Origin of the sequence: Hoeflea sp. EC-HK425 (assembly GCF_902498795.1) — a bacterium.
Lineage (GTDB): Bacteria > Pseudomonadota > Alphaproteobacteria > Rhizobiales > Rhizobiaceae > Hoeflea > Hoeflea alexandrii.
In genome coordinates this window covers 226,776-238,679 of record NZ_LR701572.1, presented here as the reverse complement: position 1 = coordinate 238,679, position 11,904 = coordinate 226,776, and the positions used below count along the sequence as shown (strand labels likewise).

At 63.2% G+C, this 11,904-nt stretch carries 8 protein-coding genes; 1 reads left to right on the top strand and 7 read right to left on the bottom strand.

What is annotated here, in order from left to right:
- Positions 1–39: 39 nt before the first annotated feature.
- The 6 genes from SPHINGO391_RS04005 to SPHINGO391_RS03980 form a co-directional block, all read right to left on the bottom strand.
- Positions 40–1,212, bottom strand: a complete 1,173-nt coding sequence (locus SPHINGO391_RS04005) for a site-2 protease family protein (protein ID WP_244615105.1) — start codon at positions 1,210–1,212, stop codon at positions 40–42.
- A gap of 99 nt (positions 1,213–1,311) precedes the next feature.
- The gene (locus SPHINGO391_RS04000) at positions 1,312–2,217 is read right to left on the bottom strand and encodes an NAD(P)-dependent oxidoreductase (RefSeq protein ID WP_210385816.1); all 906 of its coding nucleotides are present in this window, start codon (positions 2,215–2,217) and stop codon (positions 1,312–1,314) included.
- Between the two features lie 39 nt (positions 2,218–2,256).
- Positions 2,257–3,693 (bottom strand): aldehyde dehydrogenase family protein, encoded by a 1,437-nt coding sequence (locus SPHINGO391_RS03995; RefSeq protein ID WP_152007613.1) that lies wholly within the window; start codon positions 3,691–3,693, stop codon positions 2,257–2,259.
- 10 nt (positions 3,694–3,703) lie between these two features.
- Positions 3,704–5,254 carry a trimethylamine methyltransferase family protein gene (locus SPHINGO391_RS03990; RefSeq protein WP_152011414.1) on the bottom strand — a complete coding sequence of 517 codons (1,551 nt, stop codon included), beginning with the start codon at positions 5,252–5,254 and terminating at the stop codon, positions 3,704–3,706.
- A 76-nt stretch (positions 5,255–5,330) separates the two neighbouring features.
- A complete protein-coding gene (locus SPHINGO391_RS03985; protein ID WP_152007612.1) occupies positions 5,331–7,778 on the bottom strand; it encodes an FAD-dependent oxidoreductase in 2,448 nt (815 codons plus the stop codon).
- The gene (locus SPHINGO391_RS03980; protein ID WP_152007611.1) at positions 7,775–10,222 is read right to left on the bottom strand and encodes an FAD-dependent oxidoreductase; all 2,448 of its coding nucleotides are present in this window, start codon (positions 10,220–10,222) and stop codon (positions 7,775–7,777) included. The genes SPHINGO391_RS03985 and SPHINGO391_RS03980 overlap by 4 nt, the downstream gene beginning before the upstream one ends.
- Positions 10,223–10,357: 135 nt before the next feature.
- On the opposite strand from SPHINGO391_RS03980, the gene SPHINGO391_RS03975 reads away from it, so the two are divergent.
- Entirely contained in the window at positions 10,358–11,221 is an 864-nt protein-coding gene (locus SPHINGO391_RS03975; protein WP_152007610.1) for a LysR family transcriptional regulator, read from the top strand.
- Between the two features lie 27 nt (positions 11,222–11,248).
- On the opposite strand, the gene SPHINGO391_RS03970 is transcribed toward SPHINGO391_RS03975, so the two are convergent.
- Positions 11,249–11,842 carry a ferric reductase-like transmembrane domain-containing protein gene (locus SPHINGO391_RS03970; RefSeq protein WP_152007609.1) on the bottom strand — a complete coding sequence of 198 codons (594 nt, stop codon included), beginning with the start codon at positions 11,840–11,842 and terminating at the stop codon, positions 11,249–11,251.
- Positions 11,843–11,904 lie beyond the last annotated feature (62 nt).

Here is an 11,904-nt window from a genome sequence, read left to right as displayed (position 1 = left end):
TCCGGCAATCCGGCACCGCCATGATACTGCGCTCGGCTCTCAAGCCTTTAGCCTGGTGCCGATCTCCTGTTCCAGCGCCATATGATGCATCAGGTCCGAAAGCGAGATCACACCGACCAGCCGCCTGCCCTCGACAACCATGAGCTTGCGTCGCGAGCTTTTCATCATGAACTTGAAGACTTCGTTGAGAGGCGTGTCGGCGGCTACCGTGTTCTCGGCTTCCGCCGGCACCAGGATGTCACGCACAGGCCGCCCGCCCCATTCCTCTCTCTCGAACCTGCGCACACCGGATGTATCGGCGTATCCGATCAGCGTCTCGCCGGAAAGCACCGGCACGAAGCTGACACCGTGACGCAGCATCACATCGTCGACAAGCTCGGCGATTGTGGCCTCGGCATCGATTGTGTGAAGCGTCTCGCTCATAAGCTGTTTCGCGGTCTTGCCGCGCAGCGCTGCCTTGACCAGCAGGTTCTGATAGCTGCCATTGGAGGCATTGAGAATAAAGAAGCCGATCAGGATCTGCCAGAACCCGCCGATACCGCCACCGGAAAACACGGCGAGCGCGCCGGTCAGCATCAGGAACAGCCCGAACACCGTGCCGATGCGGCTGGAAATGCGGGTGGCCTGCAACAGATCTTGTGTCACCCCCCAGATCAGAGCCCTGAGCACCCTCCCGCCATCGAGCGGAAATGCCGGGATCATGTTGAACACCGCAAGCACCAGGTTGATCAGCGCCAGGTAGCCGAACACGGCGCCGGCGTAACTGCTTCCTGTCTGGGGTGCGGCAAGCGTCGCGGCGCCGTAAAACAGCGCCGCGAGAAACAGGCTCATCAGCGGCCCGGCAATGGCAATCAGGAATTCCGACTTGGGATCGTGCGGCTCTTCCTCAAGCTCCGCCACACCCCCGAAGATGAACAGCGTGATCCCGCCAACTTTCAGCCCATAGGATCTTGCCACCAGCGAGTGCGACAGCTCGTGCAGGATCAGCGAGATGAACATGCCGAGCATCGCGATGATGCCGAGCGCCGTGTAGAACGTCGCCGTCTCGCCCGGCAGGGCCGGCGGGAAGTAGGACGTCGAAAGGCTCCAGACAATCAGCGCTGCGATCAGGAGCCAACTCGGATCAACCTTGAGCTTGAAGCCGAAAATCTCGAACAGCTGCACCGCATTCTTGAACATGATGTCTCCCGCCTGAGCGCTTGTCAGGGTCATCATGCCTCATCGGAGACGGTGGCGAATTGATCGACATCATACCGGCCCGACGATTGCGTCGAAGCTGCAGGGGCGCAGGACGGCCGAAGGCCCCTGCGGCTATTCCAGTTTGGCGGGAAACCCCGGCGCGCGCAGGTCGGTGCCCAGACGGTCTTCGAGCAGCTTGGCGATCATCGGCGACTGGGCGTTTCCGCCATAGGCCGCCTTGGCCTCGACATAGGTCTGTTCGGTCATCGAGGCGAGTTCCAGCGGCACACCGAACTCCCGCCCGAACTCCATGGCGAAGCCGAGATCCTTGAGCGCAAGGTCGATGTTGAAGGCAATATCGTAGGAACCGTTCAGGATCAGCGCACCCTCGGTCTCGTGCACGAAGGAATTGCCCGACGATGCCTTGATCGCCGCCCAGGCCTGGCCGAGGTCGAGGCCACCGCGCTTGGCCAGCATCAGCGCCTCACCGCAGGCCTTGAGATGAATGAAAGCCAGCATGTTGGTGATCACCTTGATGATCGAGGAATTGCCCAGCGGCCCCATGTGGAAGATCTGGTTGCCCATTGCTTCGAGCGCCGGCAGGTGCAGGTCGAACAGGTCCTTGTCGCCGCCCGCCAGCATGGTGATCTGGCCCTGGGCTGCCAGATGCACCCCGCCGGTCACCGGCAGTTCCATGGTGCGAACACCCTTTTCGGCGGCGATTTCCCCGAGCCGCAGGATCTCATCCCGGCCGAGCGTCGACATCTCGATCCAGGTGGCGCCGGATTTTGCGGTGGTCAGCACCTCCATGAGAACCTTTTCCGACACTGCCGGCGACGGCAGGCAGGTGACGATGGCGTCGCAGTCGCGCGCCAGTTCGGCCGGGCTGTCCGCCCAGACGCCGCCCATCTCGACATGCCGCTTGCCGAGCGATGGATCGAGATCGTTGACCGTGACCTTGAAGCCTGCCTTGAGCAGGCTCACCGCCAGATGCCCGCCAAGATTGCCCAAGCCGATGAAACCATAGCGCATGGTGATACTCCTGAGAATTTGTGTGAGATGAGGGGATAAGCCGCCCTAGCCGTGGCCGATCAGCGCCTTGGTTTCGAGGTAATCACGCATGCCCCAGTCAGCATATTCGCGGCCGTTGCCGGACTGCTTGTAGCCGCCGAACGGCGCAAACAGATCCCAGTCGGGCGAGTTGATGTGGACCTGGCCGGCCCGCATCTGCCGGGCGATGGCCCGCGCATGCTCAAGCTCGCCCGATTGCACGTAGGCGGCAAGCCCGTAGACCGTGTCGTTGGCAATTTCCACAGCTTGTTCTTCACTGTCATAGGGCATGATCGAAAGCACCGGCCCGAAGATTTCCTCGCGCGCGATCCGCATGTCGGGCGTCACCCCGCCGAACACCGTCGGCCTGACATAGTAGCCCTGGCTCAAACCCTCCGGCCGGTCTCGCCCGCCGGTGACCAGGATGGCGCCATCCTGGATGCCCGAGGCGATCAGCGCCTGGATCTTGTCATACTGGACCTGGCTGATCACCGGTCCGAGATTGGTGGCGGGATCGCGCGGATCCCCGGTCACCAGCTTCTCCGCAGTCTCTTTCGCAATGGCCAGGGCCTCGTCGTGCCGCTCCCGCGGCACCAGCATGCGCGTCGGCGCATCGCAGGACTGGCCGCTGTTGGCAAAACAGCCTTCGACGCCGCCGGCTACTGCGGACGCCAAGTCGGCGTCTGCCAGGATGAGATTGGGCGATTTGCCGCCGAGCTCCTGCGCCACCCGCTTGACCGTATCGGCCGCGGATTTGGCCACCAAGATTCCCGCCCGTGTTGATCCGGTGAATGAGACGATGTCGATATCCGGATGGGAACTCAGCACCTGGCCGACACCCGGCCCGTCGCCGTTGACCAGGTTGAACACGCCTGCCGGCACTCCGGCCTCATGCAGGATCTCGGCAAACAATATGCCGCTCAATGGCGCGATCTCGCTCGGCTTGAGCACCACCGTGCAGCCCGCCGCCAGAGCTGGCGCCACCTTGCAGGCGATCTGGTTCATCGGCCAGTTCCACGGCGTGATCAGACCCGCAACCCCGATGGCCTCATGCACGATCAGTGTCGAACCGCGCTGTTCCTCGAAGCTGAACGCCTTGAGCGCGGTCATTGTCGCCTCGATATGGCCCAGTCCTGACCAGGCCTGGTCGGATTTCGCCATGGCCAGCGGCGCGCCCATTTCCGTGCTGATCGCCTCCGCGATCTCGTCAAGCCGGGATTCATAGACGTCGCGGATCCGCCCCAGGAGCGCCAGCCTGTCGGCAGCACTCCACCCGCTGAAGCACGGGAACGCCGCCCGCGCGGCGGCGATCGCTTTTTCCGCATCTGCGGATGTGCCGAGCGGCACCTTGGCGACGCTCTGTTCCGTCGCCGGATTGATCACGTCGATCAGCGTTGCGCCTTGAGAGGGAGCAACCCACTCGCCGTTGATGTAGAACCGTCCGAGATTGCCGTAATCGGCCATCGTTCAAACCTCACACATAGATTTTGAAGGCCGCCCGGATTGCCGCGTCGGTGGCAGGATCGAACAAAGGCCCCGTGGACTGCGAAAGAATCCGATTCTTCCGCTCGATTGCCTTTTGTACCAGATCCGGCTTGCCGATTTCAGCCCATTCCTTCGGGCTGGTGCGGTCGGCGACCGCCGGGTAGACATATTCGGTCTGCATCACGTTCAGCGTCTGGGGGTGGCCGAGGTAGTGTCCGGGGCCTTCCAGGCACACTTCCCGCATCGCTTCCAGGCTGACGCTGTCCTCGGTAACATCGATGCCGCGCACGCATCTGAGCACCTGGCCCAGCAGATCGTCGCCGAGCACCAGCGATTCCAAGCAGAACCCCAGCAGCGAGGCATGCATGCCGACCGCTTCATAGACCATGTTGAGACCGCTGAGACCCGCCATCGTGTTGGAGATTGCCTGCTCCCAGCCCGCCTGCATGTCGGGCAGCTTGGAATCCGCAATCCCTGCCGCAGCCCCACCGGGCAGACCGTAAAAGCGGTGCATCTGGGCGCAACCCGCCGTCAGCAGCGCCTGCTCGCCCGACCCGCCCGACATCGCGCCCGAGCGAAGATCGGAGACGAACGGCCAGGTGCCGAACACCGCCGGATGACCCGGCGCCATGGCGTTGACATAGACAACGCCTGCCAGGCATTCGGCCACGGCCTGCACGATTGCGGTGGCGAGCGGCGCCGGCGCCGTGGCGCCCGCCTGCCCGGCTGACAGGAGCAGCACCGGCATGCCGGCGCGAATGCATTTCTCCATGGTGATGCAGCTCTCTTCCGCGAACTTCATCGGCGGAACCACGAAGCAGTTGGAATTGGAGACGAACGGACGCGCCCGCCAGGCTTCCTCGCCGCCGGAGATCATGTGAATGAGATCCATGCAGCCTTCGAAATGCGATGGATCCGAGAAGCTGGTGCCGACATGCTTGGTGGTTCCGGCACAGCAGGCATAGAGCGTGTTGACGTCCATCTCGAAATTGTCGACCACGTCACGGCAGACCATGGCGCGCTGGAAGAAATGCACATTGTCGAGCGCGTGGGTCAGCCGCGCCGCGTCATAGAGATCCTGCGCGGTGGATTCGCGGTAGTTCCGGTTCTCGATATCGACCACATGCACCGCCGCACCTGCCGTGCCGAAATGCACCCTGGTTCCCGACAGGTCGAGATCGAATTTCGGGTCCCGGCCAAACAGCACCAGATCCTTCTTGGCCAGCGCCAGCATGTCCTCGACCAGCGCGCGCGGAAACCGGATCCGCCCGTCATCTCCGAGGATGGCCCCGGCCTTGGTCATGATCTCGACGCCCGATGGCGGAGCCTGCGACAGGCCGATGGTTTCCAGCGCATCGAGTGCGGCTTCGTGGATGCGAAGCACATTGGCGTCGGTCAGCGGCGAATACTGCCCGCCGCTCATGCCCGGCCGGATCGGCCTCAGGTTTTCGGCCAGTGGCGCCGTCCTGACGGCGACGCGCCCGGCACGGCCACCCGAGCGGCGACCCTGCCTTTCGAGAACCGGCGGTTCGATCGGCATTTCTGCCAGGGTTTCAATTGCGGGTTCGATTACAGGTTCCATCGCGGTCTCCAGGAGGTCCGAAGTAAAGGTCAATTCACATCCGGACGCGGAGCGCGCCGGGGTCGTACAGGGGCTTGAGGGACGCAATCGCGGAGTGGCGTTCCCCGGCGATCTCGATTTCGTAGGTTGAGGCGAGCACATCCTCGGCGCTCTCGCCCGCGCACGGTACGTAGCCGAGCCCGATGGCGCCGCCGAGATGGTGGCCGTAATTGCCCGAGGTGATGATTGAAACGATCTCGCCGTCGCGCACGATCACCTCGTTGTGGAACAGCAGCGGTTCGGGATTCTTGAGCTGGAATTGCACCAGTCTCCGGGCAAGCCCCTGCTCGCGCTTGGAAAGCACCGCGTCGCGGCCGATAAAGGCGCCCTTGTTGGTCTTTACCGCGAAGCCGAGCCCGGCCTCGAGCACGTGGTCCTCGTCGGTGATGTCATGGCCGAAATGCCGGAACGCCTTTTCGATCCGGCAGGAATCGAGCGTGTGCAGCCCGCAGAGCTTGAGCCCGTGACCGCTTCCCGCGTCAGCCAGCGCCTCGAACACATGCGCGGTCTGGTCGGAAGAGACGTAAAGCTCCCAGCCCAGTTCGCCGACATAGGTGACCCGGTGCGCACGGGCGAGCCCCATGCCGATCTCAATCTCGCGCGCCGTACCGAACGGATGCGCCTCGTTGGAAAAATCATTCGGGCTGACCGCCTGGAGCAGAGACCGGGCATTCGGCCCCATCACGCAGAGCACGGATTCCGCAGCCGTGATGTCGGTGATCACCACGAACTCGTCGCCGAGGTGCCGCCGGAGCCAGCTGAGATCACGCTGCAGCGTCGCGCCCGGCACCACCAGCAGGAACGCCGTCTCCGACAACCGCGTCACGGTCAGGTCGCACTCGATGCCGCCTCTTGTGTTGAGCATCTGGGTGTAGACGATCCGCCCCGGCTCGACATCCATGTCGTTGGCGCAGAGCCGTTGCAGATAGGCAGCCGCATCCCGCCCCTCGACCCGGATCTTGCCGAACGAGGTCATGTCGAACAGCCCGACCGCCTCGCGCACAGCCAGATGCTCGCGCTTCTGGTTCTCGAACCAGTTCTGCCGCTTCCAGGAGTACTGGTACTCCCGCGCCTGACCTTCATCCGCGAACCAGTTGGCCCGCTCCCAGCCGGCGACTTCGCCAAACACCGCACCGCGCGCCTTCAATTGCTCATGGATCGGCGAGCGCCGAACACCGCGCGCCGTCGCCATCTGCCGGTAGGGATAGTGATCTGCGTAAAGCAGGCCGAGCGTTTCGGTGACGCGGCTCTGCAAATAATGCCGGTTTTTCTGGAACGGCTGTGCCCGGCGGATGTCGACTTCCCACAGGTCGAACGGCGGCTCGCCGTCATTTATCCATTGCGCCAGCGCAAAGCCTGCGCCGCCCGAGGAGACGATGCCGATGGAATTATATCCGGCGGCAACCCAGTAGCCTTTGATCTCCGGCGCTTCGCCGAGATAGTAGCGGTCATCCGGAGTGAAGCTCTCCGGCCCGTTGAAGAAGGTGTGGATTCCGGCGGTGGCGAGAAGCGGCAGCCGGTTCACCGCCTGTTCGAGGATCGGCTCGAAGTGATCGAAATCCTCCGGCAACTGGTCGAAACAGAAATCCTCACTGATCCCATTCATGCCCCAGGGCTTGGCCACCGGCTCGAAGGCGCCGAGCAGCATCTTGCCGGCGTCTTCCTTGTAGTAGGCGCATTCGTCCGGCACCCGCAGCACCGGCAGCCGCGGCAGACCCTCGATCGCCTCGGTGACAATGTAGAAATGCTCGCAGGCATGCAGCGGAAGCGTCACGCCGGATTGGGCGGCGAGATCGCGGCCCCACATGCCGCCGCAATTGACCACAAGGTCGGCAGCAATCGTGCCGCTCTCCTCACCCTGCTGCCAGTCGACGCCGGTGACCTTGCCCCCTGCGGTGTTAACCGAAGTGACCTTCACCCCCTCGATGATGCGCGCCCCGTTCTGGCGCGCGCCCTTGGCCAGCGCCATGGCGATGTTGGCCGGATCGCATTGCCCGTCGAGCGGCAGGTGAACCGCGGCGGTGACGTCGGAAATATTGAGATGCGGATACATCTTCAGCACCTCGTCGGGGCTGATTTCCTGCACGTCGATATCGAACGCTCGCGCCAGCGAGGCCTGGCGGTAGATCTCTTCCTTGCGCGCTTCCGTCAGCGCCACGGTTATCGAGCCGCATTGGCGCATGCCGGTGGCAACACCGGTTTCCGCCTCGAGCTTGACGTAGAGGTCAGCCGAGTACTTGGCGAGCCGTGTCATGTTGAGTGAAGCCCGCAACTGCCCGATCAGCCCGGCGGCGTGCCAGGTGGTGCCGCAGGTCAGCTGCTTGCGCTCCAGAAGCACGATGTCGGTCCAGCCGAGCTTGGCCAGGTGATAGGCCACAGAGCAGCCGGATACCCCGCCGCCGACGATGACCACGCGCGCGGTTTGAGGAACAGACACACTCATGCCCGCAGTCTTTCATTGTTGGGATCCCACAGAGGCTCGTCTGCCTGTACCGTGGCGGCAAAGCGTTCGCCGAAGATCTCGACTTCGAGCCGTGTGCCGGGCGCGGCGAGATCCGCGCGTACCATGCCGAGTGCGATCGATTTGCCGATCCGGTGCCCCCAGCCGCCCGACGTGGTTTCGCCCACCACAATGCCGTCATGCCACAGCGTCGACATGTAGGGCGCGTCGCAGTCCCCGGCCTCGATGATCAGCGTGACGAACCGCTTGGAGACACCCTGCTGCCTTTCGGCCTCAAGCGCCGGCTTGCCGAGGAACTCCGGCTTGTCCCATTTGACGAAGCGGTCGAGGCCGCCCTGCAGCACGGTGTAATCGGTCGAAAGATCGCCCTTCCAGGCGCGGTAGCCCTTCTCGAGCCTGAGCGAATTGAGCGCGAACATGCCAAAGGGCTTCAGACCATGCGGTTCGCCGGCCTTCATTACCGCATCGAAGATCTTCGGCGTATCCTCGACCTTGGAATGGATCTCCCAGCCGAGCTCACCGGCAAAAGACACCCGCACCAGCTGGCACCAGATGCCATCGACCTGCGCCGACTGATGCGTAAGCCAACCCTTACTCAAATCCGCATCGGTCACGGCGGACAGGATCTCGCGCGATTTCGGACCGGTCAGGATCTGGCAGGAGAACGCTTCGGTGACATCCTCGACCGCGATGCCGGAACTCGCGGGAAGGTGCTTCGTCAGCCATTCAAAATCATGCAGCTGCGCTGTCGCCGCGGTAATCAGGAAGAAGAAATCCTCGTCCAGCGCCATCAGCGACATCTCGGTGACGATGCGGCCCTTGGCATCGGCGAAATAGCCAAGTCCTATCCGGCCCCGTTTCGGCGCCATGCCGGTGATCAGCGAATTGAGCCAGTCGCGCGCGCCGGGTCCCTGCACCCTGAACCGCGAGAATCCGGGCAGGTCGAGAATGCCGGCCGCATTGCGCACCGCCAGGCATTCCTCGCGCACCGCCCCGAACCATGAGCCCTCGCGCGCCCAGGTCTGCGTCGCCTCTTCGCTTGTGTCGTCGCCGGACCGCGCATACCAGTTGGCGCGCTCCCAGCCATTGTAGGCGCCGAACTGGGCACCGAGCGCTGCCACCCGGTCATGCACCGGCGAGAGCTTCTTGTTGCGGCCCGCCGGCCAGGCATGATGCGGGAAATGCATGCCGTATTCGTGGCCATAGACCTCCATGCCCTTGGCGATGGTGTAGTCCTGGTCACAGAACGAGGTGAAACGGCGTGGGTCGCACGACCACATGTCCCACTCGGTCTCGCCCTCCATCACCCATTCCGCCAGCACCTTGCCGGCGCCGCCACCCTGGCAGATGCCGAAGGTGAAGACACAGGCCTCGAACGCATTGGGCACACCCGGCATCGGCCCGATCAGCGGGTTGCCGTCCGGCGTATAGGGGATCGGCCCGTTGATGTTCTTGGTTAGCCCGGCCGTACCCAGCAGCGGCACCCGCTCGCAGGCGTCGTTGATGTACCATTCCAGCCGCTCGAGATCGTCCGGATAGAGCTGGAATGAGAAATCCTCGGGCATCGGGTCGTCGGGCGTGACCCAGTGCGCCTTGCAGTTGCGCTCGTAGGGGCCGAGGTTGAAGCCGTTCTTCTCCTGCCTCAGATAGTAGGAGCTGTCGACATCGCGCATCAGCGGCAGCTTGTGCCCGGCTTCCGCCGTCCAGGCGGCCACTTCCGGCACTTCGTCAAACAGCATGTACTGATGGCTCATCACCATCATCGGCACATCCCGGCCGAACCATTTGCCGACTTCGCGGGCATAATAGCCCGCGGCGTTGACCACGTATTCGCAGCGGATCTCGCCCTTCTCGGTCGAAATTACCCATTCGTCGTTTTCACGGCGCGCGCCGGTGGCCGGGCAGAAGCGGTAGATCTTGGCACCGAGATCCCGCGCTCCCTTGGCCAGCGCCTGGGTCAGCTGTGCCGGATCGATGTCGCCATCATTGGGGTCGTAAAGCGCCCCGGTGAGATCATGGGTCTCGGCAAAGGGGTAGCGTGACTTGATCTCGCCGGGCGAGAGAATGTCGAGATCCATGCCCTGGTAACGGCCCATGCCGACCACCCGCTGGAACTCCCTGAGCCGCTCCTTCGAATGACCGAGCCGGATCGAGCCGGTGACGTGGTAGTTCATCGGGTAGTCGACCGCCGCCGCCAGCCCACGGTAGAGCTCGGCCGAATAGCGCTGCATGTTCATGATCGACCAGGAGGAGGAGAATGTGGGCACATTGCCCGCCGCATGCCAGGTGGAGCCAGCCGTCAGCTCGTTCTTCTCCAGCAGCACGCAGTCGGTCCAGCCGGCCTTGGCCAGATGGTAGAGCGCCGAGACGCCAACCACGCCGCCACCGATGATGACAACCCGTGCATGCCCTGCGATCTCGCTCACCCGTCTTCTCCCTCAGTTCGATCGGTCCGGAGCGAGTATCAAGCCCGAATTTTGAGTTCGCAATCAGGCCCGAACAGCATTATTAATCGACAAACTCGATTAGGGTGCAGGGCAACAATTTCCGGGAGGCAAGCCATGCAGATCGAATTGCTGGAGACGTTTCTCGATCTCATGGAGACAAAAAGCTTCAACCGCACTGCGGACCGGTTGAACCTGAAGCAGTCCACCGTGTCGGCCCGGATCAACACGCTCGAGGCCATGCTCGGCAAGAAGCTGTTCACCCGCAGCCGCGCCGGCACCCAGCCGACGCCTGCCGGACACCGGCTGCTCGACCATGCCCGCGCGCTGCGCCATCAGTGGAACGAGGCCCGACGCTCGGTGGCAAGCACCGGCAATTTCGACCAGTCGATGCGGATCGGCATCCAGCATGACCTTGCCTCCAACCACATTGCCGATTGGGTCGCGGGGTTTCGCACCATCCTGCCGAAGGCCGCCTTCTACATCGATCTCGATTTCTCCAACCAGATGAGCGTCGACCTGCTGGCCGGGGAACTCGATCTGTCCATTCTCTACACCCCGAAGAACCTGCCGGACCTTCATAACGAACTCATTGGCGAGGTCGGTTACCGGCTGATCAGCTCCAAGGCCCGGCGGATCGCGGAGATAGAACCAGCCAGCTATATCTTCACACGCTTCTCCCCGGCCTTCGAGAAGGTGCACAACCCGATGATGGCCGATCTTGCCGAGGCGCCGCTGTCGAGCGGCCAGAACATCACCGTCTGCGGCCTGCTTTCATCGCTTGGCGGCTCGGCCTATGTGCTCGAGGAATCCGCCAGCGAGATGGTGGCGTCGCAGGGCTTCGACTATGTCGACGACGCGCCGCGTATCCCCCAGGGCGTCTATTGCGCCATGCATCTGCGCAACCGTCATTCGCATGTCCACCGGCGCCTGCTCGAAAGCGTGCGCCGGCAACTGGCAGCCGACCCCGGGCGGGGTTGAACAAATGCCCCACCAGACTGGGCCAGGCTAGGCAGCAACGCCCTGCGCGGTGCGGCCCGAAAGGTTCTTCCAGATCCGCCAGGCTTCCAGCGCCGCCAGCGGCAGGAAGTTGACCAGCGCCGGCCCGAGATTGTCGTGCACGAAGATCCAGTGCACGAGCGTCAGCACCGCCGCCGGATAGACGAACCGCTGCAGCGTCTTCCATTTCTTGAGCAGCCAGCGCTGTGAAATGTTGTTGCTGGTCAGGCCGAGCGGCACGAAGATCGCGAATGCCAGCCAGCCGGTCCAGATTCCCAGTTCCATGAACTCGGCCAGCATCGGCGCCAGCGCGCCCTTTTCCATCACGTAGACAACCAGGTGAAGCACGGCGTAGAGAAAGGCCGCCACGCCCAGCGCGCGGCGCCGGCGCATCAGCCAGTTGAGCCAGCCGGCCTTGGGAAAGATCATTCTGAGTGGCGTGATCATCATCGCGATGATCATGAAACGGGCGGAAAATTCGCCGGTAGGATGCAGCAAACCCTCGGCCGCGCCCGGATCCGAAGACAGCGTTATCATCATCGGCAGCGCCGGCAGGGCGAGCAGCGCCCAGAAGAAGTATCGTGAGGAGAGTATGCTTTTCACGGTTCGAGTCCTTTCCGATCTGTCTCCCAATCCATTTCCTGCCTTACCCCCGTACGCAGACC

Excerpts from the sequence above, each read along its gene's own strand:
- SPHINGO391_RS04005 (WP_244615105.1), bottom strand. The coding sequence starts at position 1,212 with ATGACCCTGACAAGCGCTCAGGCGGGAGACATCATGTTCAAGAATGCG.
- SPHINGO391_RS03995 (WP_152007613.1), bottom strand. The coding sequence starts at position 3,693 with ATGGCCGATTACGGCAATCTCGGACGGTTCTACATCAACGGCGAGTGG.
- SPHINGO391_RS03990 (WP_152011414.1), bottom strand. The coding sequence starts at position 5,254 with ATGCCGATCGAACCGCCGGTTCTCGAAAGGCAGGGTCGCCGCTCGGGT.
- SPHINGO391_RS03985 (WP_152007612.1), bottom strand. The coding sequence starts at position 7,778 with ATGAGTGTGTCTGTTCCTCAAACCGCGCGCGTGGTCATCGTCGGCGGC.
- SPHINGO391_RS03975 (WP_152007610.1), top strand. The coding sequence starts at position 10,358 with ATGCAGATCGAATTGCTGGAGACGTTTCTCGATCTCATGGAGACAAAA.